Genomic DNA, 19,508 nt, shown 5'->3' on the forward strand with positions numbered 1-19,508 from the left:
ATACCAGACGCCGAGCAGGGCCAGCAGCACCGGCATGTTCTGTTCGAACGGCGCGGTCTGGAAATGCTGGTCCATGGTGTAGGCACCGGACAGCAGTTCCTTGAAGTTGGACATGCCGATGGCCAGCGCAATCGGCAAACCGATCGCCGACCACAGCGAGTAGCGCCCGCCGACCCAGTCCCACATCGGGAAGATGTTTTCTTCGCGAATCCCGAAAGCCACAGCGGCGGCGTTGTTGCTCGACACAGCGATGAAGTGGCGATACAGCTCGGCTTCCGAGCCGCCCTGCGCCAGGTACCAGGCGCGTGCGGCCTGCGCGTTTTTCAACGTTTCGAGGGTGTTGAACGACTTCGACGAAACGATGAACAGCGTGGTCTCGGCGCGCAGTTTCTGCGTCAGCTCGTGGAATTCGCTGCCGTCGATGTTTGCCAGATAGTGGCAACGTACGCCTTTCTGCGCGTAGGACAGCAGTGCTTCGGAGACCAGCTCAGGACCGAGGAACGAACCACCGATGCCGATGTTGACCACGTCAGTGATCGGCTTCTCGGTGTAGCCACGCCACAAGCCATCGTGGATGCGGCCGACCAGATCGGTGATCTGGTTCAGCACCTTGTGCACTTCCGGCATCACGTTGACGCCGTTGACCGACAATTTGTCGCCGACCGGGCGGCGCAGGGCGGTGTGCAGTGCCGGGCGGCCTTCGGAGGCGTTGACGATTTCGCCGTCGAACAGCGCTTTGATCGCGCCCTTCAGATCGACTTCATTGGCCAGGCCCACGAGCAGGTTGCGGGTCTCGGCGTTGATCAAATTCTTCGAATAGTCGAGAAACAGACCGCAGCTGCTGAGGGTGAACTGATTGAAACGCTGCGGATCGGCGTTGAAGGCTTCGCGCATGCTGAAATCCTGCATGGCTTGGCGGTGATCTTTCAACGCTTGCCAGGCGGGCAGAGCGGTAACGTCGTGAGGAGTGCGGTAGTACGCCATCGCTGCGGTTTTCCTTTTTACTTGAACGGCCTTTTGAACACGGTACAGATCAACCACGGTTTTTTAGCGCATGGGATCAACTGCGTCGACACGAGATCTGGACACAGGGCGAATACAGTAAACCTCGCGCTGCGTTCTGTCTTGACTTTGTCTGACCAGATCCCTGTACTTTTTTAACATCCGCAGAGGAATCTGGCCGACAAACGGAGGTGCCCGGAACACTTTCGCCCAACCGGCATGCGCCGAAAACACCTGTGGGAGCGAGCTTGCTCGCGAAGGCGGCGTGTCAGGCAACTTATAAGTCGCTGATACACCGCCTTCGCGAGCAAGCTCGCTCCCACAGGGAAATTCGTTGCTGCTTAAATCGGGCTATCGAGATTCAGGTGCAGGTTGTCGATCAGCCGCGTGGTGCCGAGGAACGCCGCTGCCAGAATCACCAGATCGCGATCCTCCGCCGTCGCCGGACGCAAGGTCAGGCCATGGCGGATTTCCAGATAGTCCGGACGCAGCCCCGCCGCTTCCAGCACCTGCAGCTGTGCAGCAATCAGCGCCGGGTAATCGCGCTCACCTTGTTTGATCGCTTCGGCAATGCTGCTCAGCACGCGATAGACCACCGGTGCCACGGCGCGCTGGTCTTCATTGAGGAAGCCGTTGCGCGACGACAGTGCCAAGCCATCCGCTGCACGCACGGTCGGCTCGCCGATGATCTGGATCGGCATGTTCAGGTCATGCACCAGTGCGCGGATCACCGCCAGTTGCTGGTAATCCTTCTGGCCGAAGATCGCCAGATCCGGCTGGACCATGTTGAACAGCTTGCTGACCACCGTCGCCACACCTTCAAAGTGCCCCGGACGGCTGGCACCACACAGGCCTTCGGACAATTGCGGCACGCTGACCCGGGTTTGTACGGCCATGCCGTCCGGGTACATCTCTTCAACCGTCGGCGCAAACAGCAGGTCGCAACCGGCTTCGAGAAGCTTTTCCTGATCGGCGGCGAGGGTGCGCGGGTATTTGTCGAGGTCTTCGCCGGCGCCGAATTGCAGCGGGTTGACGAAAATACTCGCGACGACGAAATCGACTCGCTGGGTAGCTTTGGTGATCAATGCGACGTGGCCGCTGTGCAGGTTGCCCATGGTCGGCACGAAGCCGATGCGCTTGCCTTCACTGCGCGCGCGGGCGACGGCGGCGCGCAGTTCGCGTACGGTTTTGACGGTGTTCATGCAGAGAATCCATGTTCGATGCCGGGGAACGTGGTGGCTTTGACTTCGCTGACGTAAGCCTTCAGCGCGGACTGGATGCTGTCCTGACCTTGCATGAAGTTTTTGACGAATTTGGGTACGCGGCCGGTGATCGACAGGCCGAGCATGTCGTGCAATACCAGCACTTGGCCGTCGGTGGCGTTGCCGGCACCGATACCGATCACCGGAATGCTCACGGCCTGGCTGATTTCTGCTGCCAGTTCGCTCGGCACGCACTCGAGCAACAGCATGGCCGCACCGGCCTGCTCCAGCGCGATCGCATCGGCACGCATCTGCCGCGCCTGATTCTCGTTGCGGCCCTGCACTTTATAGCCACCGAGAATGTTCACTGCTTGCGGGGTCAGGCCCATGTGCGCGCACACCGGCACACCGCGCTCGGCGAGCAGACGGATCGACTCCGCCAGCCACAGCTGACCTTCGACCTTGACCATGTGCGCGCCGGCCTGCATCAGCATGGCGCTGTTGGTCATGGTCTGTTCGAGGGTGGCGTTGGCCATGAACGGCAGGTCGGCGAGGATCAGGGCATCGCCATTGCCACGCTTGACGCTGGCGACGTGATAGGCCATTTCCGCCGTGGTCACCGGCAGGGTGCTGTCATGACCCTGCAGAACCATGCCGAGGGAGTCGCCGACCAGCAGCACTTCGACACCGGCCTCGTTGCAGGCGTGGGCGAAGGTCGCGTCATAGCAGGTCAGCATGGTGATTTTTTCACCTTTCTGCTTGAGGCTCTGGAGCGTGGTCAGGGTGATGGCTGGCATGTAAAAAATCCTCGTTCAGGCGCTCTGGAAACTGCTGCGAGTCACGCGCGTGATTCTTCATCTACTCAGGCGCACGGTCTTGTGTCGTGCTTTGAAAGGCCTGGATTGCGCCCGTTCATACCGGGTTGGCGGCAGCGGGACGCCTATAGTCGTGATGAGCCAACAGGAAGTCAATTGCGTGTGTTACCGCATTGTTACGCGGGCGGTGTTACCGGCGTTACTGATGCGATTCAGCGGCGCGGCGGGCCTGATTCGGGGGATTTTTGTCTGACAAAAACTGGAGATTGGCAGGTGACCTGTGGCGAGGGGATTTATCCCCGTTGGACTGCGAAGCAGGCCCAAATCTGAACTAGCTGTACACAACATGGGGCCGCTCCGCGACCCAACGGGGATAAATCCCCTCGCCACATAACCACATTTCACAGCAGATTTTTGTCAGGGCTGGGAGAAGCATTCAAGGCCGACGAACGGGCAGGCGGCCAGCAGGTCTGTCAGCGTGCGGCCATCGGCGAGACGCAGATCCTGCGGTGCCAGTTCAGCGAGGGGATAAAGAACGAACGCCCGCTCTTGGATCTGGTAATGCGGGACCTTCAGCCGTGGCTCATCGATCAGGCGATCGCCGAACAGCAGAATATCCAGATCCAGCGTGCGAGGCCCCCAGCGCTCAAGACGCTCGCGGCCCTGAGCGTTTTCGATCGCTTGCAAGGCGTCGAGCAGCTCGATCGGTGCGAGCGAACTGTCGAGGGCGGCGACGGCGTTGGTGTAACGCGGCTGGTCCGGCAGCAGCGAATCGCTTTGATAAAAGGCTGACACGCCGGCAAGACTTGTTTGCGGCAATTGGCCCAGCGCCGCGATGGCGCTGCGCAACTGGTCGGCCGGGTCAGCGAGGTTGCTGCCCAGGCCGATGTAGATGCGTTCCATCGCTTACTCGCCCGTCGCGCTCGAAGCACCGGCGCGCTTGCGCTTGGAACCGCCGCTGCGGCGCCGTTTGCGTGGCGCGCCGCTGGCATCGTCACCCTTGCCGCTGAGGTCGCGGATCATGTCGCGACGCTCGCTGTCGTTGGCGTCCTGATAATCGGTCCACCATTCGCCGAGGCCATCGGTCTCCTCACCGGCGCTTTCACGCAGCAGGAGGAAATCGTAACCGGCACGGAAGCGCGGGTTGTCCAGCAACAGATCGGCGCGTTTGCCACTGCGCCGTGGCAGGCGTTCCTGCATGTCCCAGATTTCGCGGATCGGCATGGTGAAGCGCTTCGGAATCGCGATGCGCTGGCACTGCTCGGCAATCAGTTCGTGAGCGGCTTCCTGCATCGCCGGAATCGGCGGCATGCCACGTTCCTGCAGACGCAACACTCGCGCCGGCAGCGCCGGCCAGAGCAGGGCGGCAAAGAGGAACGCCGGGGTCACCGGTTTGTTCTGCTTGATGCGCAGGTCGGTGTTGGTCAGTGCTTCGCTGATCAGCGTGTGGGTGTATTCCGGATTGTATTCCAGCGCCTCGGCACTGGCCGGGAACAGCGGGGCGAACAGTTGCAGATCAACCAGCATTTCAAAGGTGATCGCGCCGTGCCCGGACAGGAACAGCTTGAGCACTTCTTCGAACAGTCGCGCCGACGGAATCTCGCGCAGCATCGGCGCCAGCTCACGGATCGGCTGCACGGTGTGCTTCTCGATGCCGAAGTTGAGCTTGGCGGCGAAACGCACGGCCCGCAGCATGCGCACCGGGTCTTCCTGGTAACGCTGCTTCGGGTCGCCGATCAGGCGGATCAGGTGATTGCGGATGTCGTGCACGCCATTGGCGTAATCGAGAATGCGCTCGCTGACCGGGTCGTAATACAGGGCGTTGATGGTGAAGTCGCGACGTTGCGCGTCTTCTTCCAGGGTGCCGTAGACGTTGTCGCGCAGAATGCGCCCGCTCTCGTTGCGCGAAGACTGGTTGCTGTCTTCGTCGTCTTCGTTGACCGGGTGATTGGCGCGGAAGGTCGCGACTTCAATGATTTCGCGACCGAAATGGATGTGCACCAGCTTGAACCGGCGGCCGATGATTCGCGCATTGCGGAATTCGGCCCGCACCTGCTCGGGGGTGGCGCTGGTGGCGACGTCGAAGTCCTTGGGCGTGATGCCCAGCAGCATGTCACGCACGCAACCACCGACCAGATAAGCCTGGTAACCGGCACCTTGCAGGCGTTCGACGATATTCACCGCATAGCGGCTGAACTGCGTTTTCTGCAGCGAATGTTGGCCGCTGTTGAGCACTTCAGGGGTGCTGCGGATGTGTTGCGTACGACGCACGGGAGTTCGGAATGACTGGAACAGCTTCTTCAGCATGGGATGCACTGTTTGAAGGAATGTTCGGCCATACCAAAAGAATGACCGCATGATGGGCGCAGATTCTAGCATTTAGTCGGGGGATGGTGTAGGACGCGGCAGATATGAGCTGCAAGCCCCAAGCTACAAGGGTCGAGCGAGGAAAACGGGGGGATTTCACGGAAGGGAGAAACTACAAGGGGAGCCGAAGCTCCCCAAGAAGTAGTTGCGTGCTCTTTTTATTATTGATTCGGGCTTCTTGTTTTTGTTGGGTGCCCTCGCCACGAAGTGTTTCCTTCGTGACCCTCCCAATCGGGAGCCAAGAGCAAACGGATTGCTTTGGTCGCTGAATTGCAGTGATCTGTCGATCCAACCAGTACAGGCTCTGTCTTAGGACAGTTTTTGTTGTTCTCGGCCTGGTCGTGGGGCAAGCCCCAAATACAACGCCTCTCCAAAAGAATCAGTTAGCTGCGCCTCTCGCCGTCTTGTTTTTATTGTGCGTGAGTCGATTCGTCTTATTTTTATTGTCTTGTGCATTGCTTGTTATTGTTCTTGTACCAAACATATAGCAGGGTGCGTGCCAACTTTTGTCTCGCCCAGTAAAACAAGGGGTTAGGTCGATATAACCGTTTTGCAGGGGCGAAAAAAAGCCGGGGTTTCGTTACCGATAACCCCGGCTTCTGTTACGTGAATCGACTGCGGTAACAGTTTTTTCACATTGTCATGCGTTACCCGCGCACGCGGTGGGTAACGCTCAGCTCTCGCTGGCGACCCCGGTCTTGCGCCGTGGAATGCCCAGACGCTGGCGGCGTTCCCACAGGCATTTGCGGCTGACGCCCAGTTTGCGTGCCAGTTCGGTCTCGGTCATGTGGTCCTGATGCTCGAGGACGAAGTGCTGGAAGTAATCCTCCAGCGACAGATCCTCGGTCGGCTCATGGCTGCTGTTGCTGGCGTTACCGCCGGTTTGCGGCGGCAGACCGATGAACTCGTCGTCTTCCAGATCGCTCAGCTCGATGTCGATGCCCAGCAGGTCGGCCGAGATCTCCGGGCTTTCGCTGAGAATCACCGCGCGCTCGACGGCGTTTTCCAGCTCACGCACGTTACCCGGCCAGGAATAGTGCCGGATCGCCTGTTCGGCATCGGCGGCGAATTTCAGGTCGGTGCGATTGATCCGCGCGCTCTGGCGAGCGAGGAAGGCATTGGCGATTTCGTTGACGTCGGCGCCACGCTCGCGCAAAGGCGGCAGCTTCAGGGCAATCACGTGCAGACGGTAATAAAGGTCTTCACGGAACTGGCCGATTTTCGCCAGGCTCTTCAGATCGCGGTGAGTTGCAGCGATCAGGCGCACATCGACTTTCTGTGACTGCACCGAACCTACGCGGCGAATTTCGCCCTCCTGCAGAACCCGCAGCAAGCGAGCCTGGGCTTCGAGGGGCAGTTCGCCGATCTCATCGAGAAACAAGGTGCCGCCGTCCGCCGCTTCAACCAGACCGGCACGACCGGCGCTGGCGCCGGTGAACGCGCCTTTCTCGTGGCCGAACAGTTCTGATTCGATCAGGCTTTCCGGAATCGCCGCGCAGTTCACCGAAATCATCGGCGCCTTGGCGCGTTTCGACAGATTGTGCAGGGCGCGGGCCACCAGTTCCTTACCGGTACCGGACTCACCCTGAATCAACACGTTGGAATCGGTTGGCGCGACTTTGCGGATCTTGCTGTACAGGTCCTGCATCGGTGGGCAGGAGCCGATGATGCCAATTTCACCATTGCTGTTATCCACAGCAGCTTTGCCATTGCCAGCGGCAGGCTTGCTCGCCGTAGCTTCGCCGGCAGCCGGCGCCGACTGGCGATCGCGCAGGATCCGCGCAACCGCCTGGAGCATTTCATCGTGGTCGAACGGCTTGGCGATGTAATCGACCGCGCCCATTTTCATCGAGTCGACCGCCGAGCGCAGGCTGGCGTAACTGGTCATGATCAGCACCGGTGTGCCCTGGCCGAGCTTGATCAGCTCGGTGCCCGGAGCGCCCGGCAGGCGCAGGTCGCTGACGATCAGATCGAACGTAGGAATGGTGAAGCGTTCTTGTGCTTCCTGCACTGATCCGGCTTCGCTGACCTGGTACTGGTTGCGTTCCAGCAGGCGGCGCAAGGCGGAGCGGATAATGGTTTCGTCTTCGACGATCAAAATGTGCGGCATTGATTCGATACTCTCGACGGTCTCAGTTCACAGCGGACGTCGCTTCGACATGACGCGGTAAGGTCACCCGGATACGGGTGCCGCGTTGGCTTTGTACATCAGCCGGGCTGTCGATGGTGATTTGTCCATAATGCTCTTCAACGATGGAATAGACCAGTGCAAGGCCCAGACCGGTGCCTTCACCCGGATCCTTGGTGGTGAAGAAAGGTTCGAACAATCGGTCCATGATGCTCGACGGAATGCCACTGCCTTCGTCTTCGACGATCAGATCGACCGTGTGTTCGCCGGCTTCGCTCTTGACCCGTACCGCACTGTGCGGCGGCGAGGCGTCGCGGGCGTTGGAGAGCAGATTGATCAGCACCTGGGCGAGCCGTTGCGGGTCGCCTTCGACCCAATGATCGGGATCGCACAGGTTGTAGAACTGCACTTCGAAATTACGCCGGTTCAGCGCCAGCAGGCCAATGGCGTCCTGCGCGACTTCGGCCAGACACACTGGTTCGTCGTTGTGCTGATGGCTGCCGGCATGGGCGAAGCTCATCAGCGACTGGACGATGCGCGAGACGCGTTTGGTCTGCTCGAGAATCTGCCCGCTGATTTCCGTCAGCTCGCCGTCGTCTTCGCGCTCTTCGCGCAGGTTCTGCGCCAGGCAGGCGATGCCGGTGATCGGGTTGCCGATTTCGTGGGCCACACCCGCTGCGAGTCGACCGATGCTGGCCAGCCGTTCGGAATGCACCAGTTTATCTTCGAGCATCTGCGTTTCGGTCAGATCCTCGACCAGTAACACCAGGCCACTGTTACCCGGGGCCAACGGCTCGTCGATTGCCGCTTTGTGCAGATTCAGCCAGCGGGTCTGACCATCGAGGGCCAGATGCTGTTTGTGCAAATGCTCGTCGGGCAGGTTGATAAAGCCTTGCAGCAGTTCTTTCCACGGGTTGGCGATGGTGCTCAAGCGAGAACCGACCACTCGCTGTGCGGCGATGCCGGTCAGCTCTTCCATCGCCTTGTTCCACATCAGGATCTCCTGATCCTTGGCCAGCGAGCAGACGCCCATCGGCAGTTCCTGCAAGGTCTGGCGGTGGTAGCGGCGCAGGGCATCGAGCTCGGCGGCCAGGCCGGTGAGGCGCGAGTGGTAATCCTCGAGACGGCTTTCAATGAAGTGAATGTCTTCGGTGACGTAGTTTTCGCCGCCAGCCTTATAGGGCAGGAAGGTTTCCACCATATCTTGCGCAACGCTCGGGCCCATCAGGCCGGACAGGTTGGCCTCGATGCGGTCGCGCAACCGGCGCAAGGCATACGGCCGGCGTTCATCGAAGGGCAGATACAAGTCGCGCAGCGCTTGCTCGACTTCTTTCTGCGCAGCCTTGGCACCTAGCGGCTTGGCCAGCTGCGTGGCGAATTCCTGCGGCGAGGCGGCGTGCAGTTCGCGGCGTTGCGGGCGCCGCACGTTGTCCACTGCACAGGCTTCGGCGGCGCTGGCTTCTTCCGGGCTGGCGTTGGTGAACAGCGAGATCAAAGTGAACATCAGCACGTTGGCCGCCAGCGAGGCGATGGCCGCCATGTGCCAACTGGTGTCGTCGAGCACGTAGATCATGTTCAGCAGCGGGATATAGAAGCCCTGCAGATTGCCGACCAGCGGCAGCAGCATGGTCACCACCCAGACCGTGATCCCCGCCAGCAGACCGGCAATGAAGCCGCGGCGGTTGGCGGTGGGCCAGTACAACACCGACAACACCCCGGGCAGAAATTGCAGGGTCGCCACGAACGCGACGATGCCGAGGTTGGCCAGATCCTGCTCGACGCCGAGCATCAGGTAGAAGCCGAAGCCGGCCATGATGATCGCCACGATCAGCGCCCGACGGGTCCATTTCAGCCAGCGGTAGATATTGCCTTCGGCCGGCGGTTGATAAAGCGGCAGCACCAGATGGTTCAGCGCCATGCCCGACAGGGCCAGGGTGGTGACGATGATCAGGCCACTGGCGGCGGACAGGCCACCGACATAGGCGAGCAAAGCCAGCGGTTTGCTGTTGGCGGCAATGCCGATGCCGAGGGTGAAATATTCCGGGTCGGTGGTGGCGCCGAGTTTCAGCCCGGCCCAGAGAATCAGCGGTACGGCAAGACTCATCAACAGCAGAAACAACGGCAGGCCCCAACTGGCGCTGACCAGCGAGCGCGGGTTGAGGTTTTCCGTAAAGGTCATGTGATACATGTGCGGCATCACGATCGCCGAGGCAAAGAACACCAGCAGCAGCGTGCGCCACGGACCTTCCTGCAACGGCGTGTGCAGGGCGGCGAGGGCGGTCTGGTTTTGCAGCAGCCACAGTTCGAGCTGTTGCGGGCCGTCGAACACACCATACAGCGCGTACAGGCCAACGCCGCCGAGAGCGATCAGTTTGATGATTGATTCGAAGGCAATCGCGAACACCAGCCCTTCATGTTTCTCGCGCGTGGCGATGTGCCGGGAACCGAAGAAAATCGTGAACAGAATGATCAGCGCACAGAACGCCAGCGCCACGCGGCTCTGCACACGTTCGCCGGTGAGAATGCCGATCGAGTCGGCCACGGCCTGAATCTGCAAGGCAAGCAATGGCAAGACGCCAATCAGCATGAAAATCGTGGTCAGCGCACCGGCCCAGGTGCTGCGAAAGCGGAAGGCAAACAGATCGGCCAGCGACGACAGTTGATAGGTGCGGGTGATCTTCAGGATCGGATAGAGCAGCACCGGCGCCAGCAGGAATGCACCGGACACGCCGAGATAACTGGACAGAAAGCCGTAACCGTACTGATAGGCCAGGCCCACCGTGCCGTAGAACGCCCAGGCACTGGCGTAAACCCCCAGCGACAGGGTGTAGGTCAACGGGTGGCGAATGATCGCGCGCGGGATCATGCCCCGTTCGCTGACCCAGGCAACGCCGAACAACGCCGCCAGGTACGCGGCGCTGATCAGGATCATCTGGGTCAGGCTAAAGCTCATCGGCATCTTTTTGGCTCTGCAGGATGAAGGTCACGACAATCAGGATCAGCCAGAGCAGATAAGGGCGATACCAGGCGCCCGTCGCGTCGATCCACCAATCCATGATGGCGGGGGAGAACAGGTAGATCCCGACGACCAGAAGCAGGACCAAGCGATAGATGTACATCCCGGCCTCTCTTTTTTATGCGCGTGCCCGAAAACGTGCGGCGATGGTAACGGATGGGCGCGCGACTGCAAGTGTCGTCATTGAAGTTGCGCTTCGGGCAGGGTCAGTGTGCGCGGGATCCCGTCGGCATCCCAATGCGCGCTGCCCCAGGCCAGCAGTTCGCCCGGCGAAGCGTGAGCCAGTTCGGTGCCGGGATTCTGCCCCAGCGCGCGCAAGGCCCGCAGCAGCAACGGCGTGGCCTGATCGGCTTCGAGCGGCGGCGAGCGGTAGGACTTGCCGAGTTTGTTGCCGTCCGGCTGGGTGATCAGCGGCAAGTGCAGATAACGCGGCTGTTTCAGACCGAGCAGTTCTTGCAGGTTCAGCTGACGCGGCGTCGAATCGAGCAGATCGGCGCCACGCACAATATCGGTAATGCCTTGCCAGGCGTCATCGAGTACCACCGCGAGTTGATAGGCGTAGAGACCATCGCGCCGACGGATGACGAAGTCGCCTACGTCGCGGCCCAGGTGCTGGCGGTATTCGCCCTGCACGCGATCGATGAAGTGGTATTCCAGCTCCGGCACGCGCAGGCGGATCGCGGCGTCGTGCTGTTCATGTCCGGCATTGCGGCAAAACCCCGGATAAATCCCGTGATAGGGCTCCAGTTGTTTGCGCGAGCAGGTGCAGGCATAGGCCAGGCCATGATTGAACAGGCTGTCGAGCACTTCGGCATAAGCCGCGTGTCGATCACTTTGGCGGACCATTTCGCCGTCCCATTCGAAACCGTAGCTTTCCAGCGCCTTGAGAATCGCCGCTTGTGCACCGGGCTCTTCGCGCGGCGGATCGAGATCTTCCATGCGCACCAGCCAGCGCCCACCGACGGAGCGGGCGTCGAGGTAAGACGCCAACGCAGCGACCAGCGAACCGAAGTGCAGGTGGCCACTGGGGGTGGGGGCGAAGCGGCCGATGTAGGCGGGGGATTTGGCAGTCATGGAGGCGATAAAGGCTATTCAGAATTTGAGCAGGTTACCTCTGTGGGAGCGAGCCTGCTCGCGAAAGCGCTGGGTCAGGCAATAATGAGCTGTCTGAAGGGACGCTTTCGCGAGCAGGCTCGCTCCCACAGGTTCCGTGGGCAAAACACAGAAACAAAAACGGAGCGTTCGCACGCTCCGTTTTTCGTTCAGGTCGAGATTACTTGCCGACCTGCTTTTCCTTGATTTCCGCCAGGGTCTTGCAGTCGATGCACAGATCCGCTGTCGGACGGGCTTCGAGGCGCTTGACGCCAATCTCGATGCCGCAGGACTCGCACCAGCCGTACTCTTCGTCTTCGATCAGTTGCAGCGTCTTGTCGATTTTCTTGATCAGCTTGCGCTCGCGGTCGCGGGCGCGCAGTTCGAGGGCGAACTCTTCTTCCTGGCTGGCACGGTCGGCCGGGTCAGGGAAATTGGCCGCTTCGTCTTTCATGTGATCAACCGTGCGGTCGACTTCCTGCATCAAGTCCAGTTTCCACTTGTTCAGGATCTTGGTGAAGTGCGCGCGCATTGGAGCGCCCATGTACTCTTCACCCGCCTTCGAAACATAAGGTTCGAAGCCGCTGATCGTGTCTTTCTGCTGTTGCTTTGCTTGGGTGGACATGAAATAGACCGCCTCTACTCTTGTAATCCATTGCGCAGGATTGCTCCATCACCGACACCTGCCGGCCCTGCGGCTGCAAGCGGGCGAACTTACCAGATCAAATCAGCCTGCGCTACTCCCGGATGTCGAGCCCCCGGCGGGTGGCGCTTGCAGATGTCTGACAAGTCGTGTCTGTGGGAAGGGAGACCTGTTCAATCACTGATTTTAGTCAATCCTGGAGCGTACGTTCAGATCGTTACAGTCCAGCGTTCTTGAGGCTGTGACCTTCACGGGTTCTCGCTCGTTCCGGCAGACAGGTAGAATCGTCTCTTTTTTCCGTCAAAGGCATTCCAATGGGCCCCTACAGTGCGCGCAGTCGTGCGATCGAACCGTTCCATGTGATGGCGCTGCTGGCGCGGGCCAATGAATTGCAGGCCGAAGGCCACGACGTGATCCATCTGGAAATCGGCGAGCCGGACTTCACCACCGCCGAGCCGATCATTCGCGCCGGGCAAGCTGCGTTGACGGCGGGCAAGACCCGCTACACCGCCGCCCGTGGCATTCCCGAACTGCGCGAGGCGATCGCCGGTTTCTACCAATCGCGGTACGGCCTGAATATCGACCCACGGCGGATTCTGATCACGCCGGGCGGCTCCGGCGCGCTGTTGCTGGCCAGTGCCCTGTTGGTCGATCCGGGTAAACACTGGCTGCTCGCCGACCCGGGCTACCCGTGCAATCGGCATTTCTTGCGGCTGGTCGAAGGCGCGGCGCAATTGGTGCCGGTCGGGCCGGAGGTGCGTTATCAACTGACCCCGGATCTGGTCGAGCGGCATTGGGATCACGACAGTGTCGGCGCTCTTGTCGCTTCGCCGGCCAACCCGACGGGCACTTTGCTGACCCGCGATGAACTGGGCGGATTATCCACAGCGATCAAGGCCAGGCACGGGCATTTGGTGGTGGATGAGATCTACCACGGCCTGACCTACGGCACTGATGCTGCCAGTGTGCTGGAAGTCGATGACGGCGCTTTTGTCCTCAACAGTTTCTCCAAGTATTTCGGTATGACCGGTTGGCGCCTGGGCTGGCTCGTGGCGCCAGACGCGGCGGTCAGCGAATTGGAAAAGCTTGCGCAGAACCTCTACATCAGCGCGCCGAGCATGGCGCAGTACGCGGCGCTGGCCTGTTTCGAGCCGGCCACCATTGCGATTCTCGAAGAACGCCGCGCCGAGTTTGCGCGCCGTCGCGACTTCCTCCTGCCGGCGCTACGTGAACTCGGTTTCAACATCGCCGTTGAGCCGGAAGGCGCGTTTTATCTGTACGCCGATATCAGCCGTTTCGGCGGTGATGCCTTCGCGTTCTGCCGACATTTCCTCGAAACCGAGCACGTTGCCTTCACACCGGGACTGGATTTCGGTCGTTATCAGGCCGGCCATCACGTGCGTTTCGCTTACACACAGAACCTCGCACGTTTGCAGGAAGCGGTTGAGCGCATTGCGCGCGGCTTGAAGAGCTGGCAAGGCTGATGCGCTTTTATCCTGCTCTGGAAGAAGCGCGGCTGATTCGCCGATATAAGCGTTTTCTCGCCGATATCGAAACCGTTAGCGGCGAATTGCTGACCATTCACTGCCCCAACACCGGTTCGATGCTCAATTGCCAGGTCGAGGGCGGGCAGGTCTGGTTCAGTCGCTCCAATGACCCGAAACGCAAATTGCCCGGCACTTGGGAAATTGGCGAAACCCCGCAGGGCCGGCTGTTTTGCGTCAACACCGGGCGCGCCAACGGCTTGGTCGAAGAAGCCTTGCAGGCGGGCGTGATCACCGAGTTGAACGGCTTTACCGCGTTGAAGCGTGAGGTTGCCTACGGACAGGAAAAAAGTCGCATCGACTTCCGCCTCGAATACCCCAGCGGCCCGGCGTATGTCGAAGTCAAAAGCGTCACCCTCGGCTTCGACGGCACGGCGGTGGCGGCGTTTCCCGATGCGGTGACCCAGCGCGGCGCCAAACATCTGCGCGAGCTGGCGCATCTGGCGCGCGACGGCATTCGGGCGGTGCAGTTGTACTGCGTGAACCTCACCGGCATCGATGCCGTGCGCCCGGCCGAGGAAATCGATTGGGCTTACGCCGAGGCGCTGCGTGAAGCGGTCGCCTGCGGTGTTGAGGTGTTGGCCTACGGTGTGCGCCTTGACCACGAAGAAATGGTCATCGACCGCCGACTCGACGTGCGGCTAAACGGTTAAACGTCGACCCACACGCCTTGTGTATCTTCCCGGCATTCAATTGCCGTGAGCGACTGCCCGGCGCAGGGTCCGGCGACGCATTCGCCGTCCTCGATCAAAAACAGTGCACCATGGGTGGCGCACTGGATCAGGCTGTTGCTTGGGTCGAGAAACTGGTCGGGCTGCCATTCCAGCCCGACACCCCGGTGTGGGCAGCGATTGAAATAGACAAAAACTTGGCCATCTCGACGCACGGCAAACAGCTTGTTGCCTTCGATTTCGAAACCGCGACTGCCGGCTTCGGCCAGATCGCTGCCGGCGCAGAGAAACTTCATGGCTATCCTCTAATGTCCGCTCGTGTCGGGATATGTCCGAGCTTGACGTTCAAATGCAAACAATTATCAAATGGCGACCTTCTCCCACAGGGAGTCTGGCCGTTGCCGAGGATACTTGGCTCGCTGCGCCGATGCCCGGGAAACCTTGTTCAAGGAAGCTGCGTATGCGCCTGAAAACCCGCGTTGCCGTACTGTGCGTCGGCCTTTTTCTCAGCCATCAGGCGACCGCAGCGGATTTACCGCAACGCTGGGTCAGCGCTGGCGGCGCGCTGTCGGAATGGGTCAGTGCGCTGGGTGGCGAGTCAAAGCTGGTTGGGGTCGACACCACCAGTCAGCATCCCCCATCGTTGCAGGCGCTGCCGAGTATTGGTTATCAGCGCAGCCTGTCGGCGGAAGGCATCTTGAGCCTGCGCCCGGACATTCTGATCGGTACCGAAGAAATGGGGCCGCCGCCGGTTCTGGCGCAAGTCAAAGCGGCCAAGGTCAAGGTCGAGTTGTTTTCAGCCCAGCCTGATCTGCCGACACTGGAAAAGAATGTCACTCGTTTGGGCCAGTTGCTCGGCGCACAAAGCCAGGCAGCGCAGCTGCTGCAGAGTTATCAACAGCAGCTCCAGGCGCAGAAAGCGCGCGTTGCCCAAGTGCAGACCACGCAGAAAACTCCGGGCGTGTTGCTGTTGCTTGGGCACGCCGGCGGCAAGCCGTTGATCGCCGGCAAGGACACTGCCGCCGATTGGTTGCTGCAACAGGCAGGCGGGCACAACCTTGCGACGCATAGCGGCTACAAACCGTTTTCTGTTGAATCCCTCGCCAGCCTTGATCCCGAAGTGCTGGTGTTTGCCGACCGTGCGCTGACCGGCGAGGCCGCAAAAGCGGCATTGTTCAAGGAAAACCCGATCCTCAATTCCAGCCGTGCTGCCAAGAGCGGGCGGGTGATGGAGCTGGATCCGACGCTGCTGGTGGGCGGTCTCGGGCCACGGTTGCCGGCTGCTTTGCAAACCCTGACGGACGGCTTCTACCCGGCCAAGGGCGGCCAATGACCACACTGGTCAAACCCCGTGGCTTGTTTATCGGCCTGACATTGCTGTGTCTGCTGGCGATCTGGCTGTCGCTGGCATTGGGGCCGGTGAGCCTGCCGCTGTTCGATACCTTGCGCGCGGCGCTGCGTCTGATCGGCGTGCCGTTGGCGCCGCAAGGTCTGGAGCAGGCTGAGCTGATTCTCGGCCAGATCCGCCTGCCGCGAACCTTGCTCGGCTTGGCGGTCGGCGGCGTGCTGGCGCTGTCCGGGGTGGCAATGCAGGGCCTGTTTCGTAATCCGCTGGCCGATCCGGGGCTGGTCGGGGTGTCCAGTGGCGCGGCACTTGGCGCGGCGATTGCGATTGTCGGTGGTTCGTTATTCGGCGGCCTGCCGGAGTGGTTCGGGCCGTATCTGTTGTCGGTGTGTGCGTTTCTTGGCGGGCTCGGGGTGACGGCGCTGGTCTATCGGCTGGGCCGGCGCAACGGTCAGACTCACGTCGCCACCATGTTGCTGGCCGGTATCGCGCTGACGGCGCTGGCCAGTTCGGCGGTCGGTCTGTTCACCTATCTGGCAGATGACGCCACGCTGCGCACCCTGACCTTCTGGAACCTGGGCAGCCTCAACGGCGCCAGTTACGCGCGGCTTTGGCCACTGCTGATCATCACCATCGGCGTGGCGCTGTGGCTGCCGCGTCGGGCCAAGGCATTGAATGCCTTGTTGCTCGGCGAATCCGAGGCCGGTCATCTGGGCATCGATGTCGAACGGCTCAAGCGCGAACTGGTGTTCTGTACCGCGCTGGGTGTTGGCGCGGCGGTGGCGGCGGCGGGCATGATCGGTTTTGTCGGGCTGGTGGTGCCGCATCTGGTGCGCCTGCTGGCCGGCCCCGATCACAAAGTTCTGTTGCCAGCCTCGGTTTTGGCGGGTGCGAGCCTGTTATTGCTCGCCGATCTGGTGGCGCGCCTGGCGCTGGCGCCGGCGGAGTTGCCGATCGGCATTGTCACGGCGTTTATCGGCGCGCCGTTCTTCCTTTATCTGCTGCTGCGAGGGCGTGCCTGATGTTGTCTGCGCACAATCTGCATGTCCGCCGTGGCCGCAAGGCTGTGCTCAGTGGGGTTACGCTCGGGCTCGAACCCGGTCAAGTGCTTGGCGTGCTGGGACCGAACGGCGCCGGCAAGAGCACGTTGCTTGGCGCATTGTGTGGTGAGTTGCCCGCCAGCGACGGCAATGTCTCGCTCGATGGTCAGACTTTAAGCCACTGGAGCGGAACGCAGCGGGCACAACGACTGGCGGTGTTGCCGCAGGTTTCGACGCTGGATTTTGCCTTCGCCGTGGAAGAGGTCGTCGGCATGGGCCGCTTGCCGTACCAGACCGGGCGCGTACGTGATGACGAAATCGTCGCGGCAGCGCTGGCCGCCGCCGATGCCGGGCACCTGAGTGGGCGCAGTTATCTGGCGTTGTCCGGTGGCGAGCGTCAGCGCGTGCATCTGGCGCGGGTGCTGGCGCAACTCTGGCCGGGCCAGGCCGGGCAAACCTTATTGCTCGACGAACCGACATCGATGCTCGATCCGCTGCATCAGCACACCACCTTGCAAGCGGTGCGCGAGTTCGCCGATCGCGGCGCGGCGGTGCTGGTGATCCTGCATGATCTGAATCTCGCGGCACGCTATTGTGATCGCGTGCTGTTGCTGGAGGAGGGGCGCCCGGTTGCGCTGGATACCCCGCAGCAGGTGCTGCGTCCGGATACGCTCAAAGCAGTGTTCGGCCTGGAGGTTTTGGTGCAACCGCACCCGGAGCGTGGGCATCCGCTGATCATCGCCCGCTGAATCATCATCGAGGTGTCGCATGCGTGGATTGTGGTTGTTGGCGCTGGTGTTGCTCGCGGGCTGTCAGCACGTGGCGGCTCCGCCTGTGGGCGCTGATATCCGCGATCTGCGCAGCGGCGAGGTACTTACGGCGCAGCAATTGCTGACGCGTCTGGCTGAGCCTGAGCGTTTGATCATCGGTGAGCAGCACGACAACGCCGATCACCATGCCGCACAGTTGTGGCTGTTGCAGTCGCTCGGCGAGCAGCGAGCGCAAGGCAGTCTGCTGCTGGAAATGCTCTCGCCGGTTCAACAAGCGAAAGTCGATGCGGCACGCCAGTCGAAATCCGTTCCGGCAGATCTGCCCGCGGCATTGGCCTGGCAAGAGGGCTGGGACTGGAACCTTTACGGGCCGATCGTGCGCTTTGCCCTGTCGCAGCCGTATCCGCTGCTGGCGGCCAATCTCGATGACAGCGAAATCCGCGCGTTCTACCGCAATCCACCTGCTCTGAACGGTCCGCGCAGTAATGCGCTTTCGGTTAAAAAAACCTTGCTTGGGCAAATCAGTGAATCCCACTGCGGCCTGCTGCCCGAATCACAGATGCCAGCAATGCTGGCGATTCAGCAACAGCGTGATCGACGCATGGCCGAACGCATGCTGGCGGCGCCGATGCCTTCGATTCTGCTGGCCGGTGCCTGGCATGCGCGCAAGGATGTCGGCGTGCCGCTGCATCTGTCGGATATCGGCGCTGGCAAGGCGCCGATCGTATTGATGCTGGCCGAGCAGGGCGCTGCGGTATCGGCGGCGATGGCCGATTACGTCTGGTACACGCCGGCCACGCCGAAGCCGGATTACTGCGAGCAGATGCGCCAGCAATTCGCTAAATGACTTTTCTACGGGCAAAAAAAGACCCGGTAAAACCGGGTCAAATAACCGTGATTAGCCTGATGAGGAGATAATCTGAGAGTCCGAACCAAGGGCTTTTCAGAATATCGACTGATCTCGCGACCAGTTGTGATAATCATAGCGATTCTCATTACCGCGTCAACCGCTGATTTTGCAAATCTGTAATTTAGTTTTGCGAGCGGTGGTGAGGCCCTGTGAATAAAGGGCTTTGCGCTAGGTGCGCTGCGTCGTCAACTGCGTGATCCTGCGATTCAACTGGCCGATGCGTCGAGCCATACCCTCAATCAGGCAATGGGCGATCTTCGGATTGCTGCGGGTCATGCTCAAAAATTGATCACCGGGAATCAACATCAACGTGCTCGGCTCGGACGTCACCACCGAAGCGTTGCGCGGCTCGCCGGTAAACAACGCCATGGCGCCGAAAATCTCGTCCTTGGCCACGTCACCGACCTTGTACCCGTCGACGAACGCCTCGGCGTGCCCGTCGATGATCACGAAGACATGATCCGCTGCATCGCCCTGTTGAATCAGCACGGCGCCCGCCTCAACGCGTTTGAAGCCGTTGGTGCTGCGAAACTCCCGAGGTTTCAGCTCGGCCACGGCATGGGCGAGCAGCGCCATTTGCCCGAGCAGATAGCTCAGCAACTGCTCCGCTCGATCAGGGTCGGCATACAAATGCTGCAAAACCTCAGCGCGCCCATAGGGCACCAGGCGCACAGCGCTGTCGCTGCAAATGCGGCAGTCGCTCCATTGCTCGCCACGTTGCAGGCCGAGCAGATCACCTTCCTGCCAGTAGAACAGCGCACGGCCCGCGATGCAGCCATGTACCACGCCCTCGCTCAGCAGAAACAATTGATCGCTCGGCAACTGTGCAAACAGATCTTCCGTTGCCTCCAGCTCGATGACCGGCGCGCACGGTGACAAATCCTGCAGCCACTGCCCGGGAAGATTCTGCAAGCGATTGATCAATGCGTCGGCGTGGGCCGATTGTTCCCCCAGTAAATACAT

At 60.9% G+C, this 19,508-nt stretch carries 17 protein-coding genes and 1 pseudogene; 6 read left to right on the top strand and 12 right to left on the bottom strand.

The annotated features are described in order from the left end of the window. The 10 genes and pseudogenes from D8U71_RS21310 to dksA form a co-directional block, all read right to left on the bottom strand. Positions 1 to 984, bottom strand: a pseudogene (locus D8U71_RS21310) (glucose-6-phosphate isomerase); the annotation flags it as partial. A gap of 359 nt (positions 985 to 1,343) precedes the next feature. After that, entirely contained in the window at positions 1,344 to 2,204 is an 861-nt protein-coding gene (gene panC, locus D8U71_RS21315) for a pantoate--beta-alanine ligase (protein ID WP_130888608.1), read from the bottom strand. Continuing rightward, positions 2,201 to 3,001, bottom strand: a complete 801-nt coding sequence (gene panB / locus D8U71_RS21320) for a 3-methyl-2-oxobutanoate hydroxymethyltransferase (RefSeq protein WP_071173624.1) — start codon at positions 2,999 to 3,001, stop codon at positions 2,201 to 2,203. The genes panC and panB overlap by 4 nt, the downstream gene beginning before the upstream one ends. A 435-nt stretch (positions 3,002 to 3,436) precedes the next feature. Then, positions 3,437 to 3,922, bottom strand: coding sequence for a 2-amino-4-hydroxy-6-hydroxymethyldihydropteridine diphosphokinase (folK, locus tag D8U71_RS21330; protein WP_130888610.1), 486 nt, complete (start codon positions 3,920 to 3,922; stop codon positions 3,437 to 3,439). A 3-nt stretch (positions 3,923 to 3,925) separates the two neighbouring features. Next, on the bottom strand, positions 3,926 to 5,326 hold the full coding sequence (locus D8U71_RS21335) for a polynucleotide adenylyltransferase PcnB (protein WP_016773164.1): 1,401 nt from the start codon (positions 5,324 to 5,326) through the stop codon (positions 3,926 to 3,928). Between the two features lie 733 nt (positions 5,327 to 6,059). Beyond that, a complete protein-coding gene (locus D8U71_RS21340; protein WP_039761623.1) occupies positions 6,060 to 7,496 on the bottom strand; it encodes a sigma-54 dependent transcriptional regulator in 1,437 nt (478 codons plus the stop codon). A 22-nt stretch (positions 7,497 to 7,518) separates the two neighbouring features. Next, positions 7,519 to 10,473 carry a sensor histidine kinase gene (locus D8U71_RS21345; protein WP_024014332.1) on the bottom strand — a complete coding sequence of 985 codons (2,955 nt, stop codon included), beginning with the start codon at positions 10,471 to 10,473 and terminating at the stop codon, positions 7,519 to 7,521. Then, positions 10,457 to 10,633, bottom strand: coding sequence for a hypothetical protein (locus tag D8U71_RS21350; RefSeq protein ID WP_003176118.1), 177 nt, complete (start codon positions 10,631 to 10,633; stop codon positions 10,457 to 10,459). The genes D8U71_RS21345 and D8U71_RS21350 overlap by 17 nt, the downstream gene beginning before the upstream one ends. Positions 10,634 to 10,710: 77 nt before the next feature. Further along, positions 10,711 to 11,604 carry a tRNA glutamyl-Q(34) synthetase GluQRS gene (gene gluQRS, locus D8U71_RS21355; RefSeq protein ID WP_130888611.1) on the bottom strand — a complete coding sequence of 298 codons (894 nt, stop codon included), beginning with the start codon at positions 11,602 to 11,604 and terminating at the stop codon, positions 10,711 to 10,713. A 199-nt stretch (positions 11,605 to 11,803) separates the two neighbouring features. Continuing rightward, positions 11,804 to 12,247, bottom strand: coding sequence for an RNA polymerase-binding protein DksA (gene dksA, locus D8U71_RS21360; protein WP_016773167.1), 444 nt, complete (start codon positions 12,245 to 12,247; stop codon positions 11,804 to 11,806). A gap of 332 nt (positions 12,248 to 12,579) precedes the next feature. On the opposite strand from dksA, the gene D8U71_RS21365 reads away from it, so the two are divergent. Both D8U71_RS21365 and sfsA read left to right on the top strand, forming a co-directional pair. Continuing rightward, positions 12,580 to 13,749: a pyridoxal phosphate-dependent aminotransferase gene (locus tag D8U71_RS21365; RefSeq protein ID WP_130888612.1), complete on the top strand. Its 1,170-nt coding sequence runs from the start codon at positions 12,580 to 12,582 to the stop codon at positions 13,747 to 13,749. Next, a complete protein-coding gene (gene sfsA / locus D8U71_RS21370; RefSeq protein ID WP_024014329.1) occupies positions 13,749 to 14,462 on the top strand; it encodes a DNA/RNA nuclease SfsA in 714 nt (237 codons plus the stop codon). Before D8U71_RS21365 ends, sfsA begins: the two co-directional genes overlap by 1 nt. On the opposite strand, the gene D8U71_RS21375 is transcribed toward sfsA, so the two are convergent. After that, a complete protein-coding gene (locus D8U71_RS21375) occupies positions 14,459 to 14,776 on the bottom strand; it encodes a Rieske (2Fe-2S) protein (RefSeq protein ID WP_125925996.1) in 318 nt (105 codons plus the stop codon). The genes sfsA and D8U71_RS21375 overlap by 4 nt on opposite strands. Positions 14,777 to 14,940: 164 nt before the next feature. Here D8U71_RS21375 and D8U71_RS21380 point away from each other — a divergent pair, with 164 nt between their 5' ends. Genes D8U71_RS21380 through D8U71_RS21395 form a run of 4 tightly spaced genes read left to right on the top strand, consistent with a single transcriptional unit; the run spans position 14,941 to position 18,482 of the window. Continuing rightward, entirely contained in the window at positions 14,941 to 15,813 is an 873-nt protein-coding gene (locus D8U71_RS21380; protein WP_125925997.1) for an ABC transporter substrate-binding protein, read from the top strand. A 50-nt stretch (positions 15,814 to 15,863) separates the two neighbouring features. Continuing rightward, on the top strand, positions 15,864 to 16,847 hold the full coding sequence (locus tag D8U71_RS21385) for an iron ABC transporter permease (protein ID WP_167333571.1): 984 nt from the start codon (positions 15,864 to 15,866) through the stop codon (positions 16,845 to 16,847). Continuing rightward, positions 16,847 to 17,614: a heme ABC transporter ATP-binding protein gene (locus D8U71_RS21390; RefSeq protein WP_016773172.1), complete on the top strand. Its 768-nt coding sequence runs from the start codon at positions 16,847 to 16,849 to the stop codon at positions 17,612 to 17,614. Before D8U71_RS21385 ends, D8U71_RS21390 begins: the two co-directional genes overlap by 1 nt. Positions 17,615 to 17,633: 19 nt before the next feature. After that, entirely contained in the window at positions 17,634 to 18,482 is an 849-nt protein-coding gene (locus D8U71_RS21395; protein WP_130888613.1) for a ChaN family lipoprotein, read from the top strand. A 231-nt stretch (positions 18,483 to 18,713) separates the two neighbouring features. Here the strand turns inward: D8U71_RS21395 and D8U71_RS21400 are convergent, their stop codons facing one another. Then, positions 18,714 to 19,508: a Crp/Fnr family transcriptional regulator gene (locus D8U71_RS21400; protein ID WP_130888614.1), complete on the bottom strand. Its 795-nt coding sequence runs from the start codon at positions 19,506 to 19,508 to the stop codon at positions 18,714 to 18,716.

This window comes from Pseudomonas sp. Sample_21 (assembly GCF_004307525.1).
GTDB lineage: Bacteria > Pseudomonadota > Gammaproteobacteria > Pseudomonadales > Pseudomonadaceae > Aquipseudomonas > Aquipseudomonas atacamensis.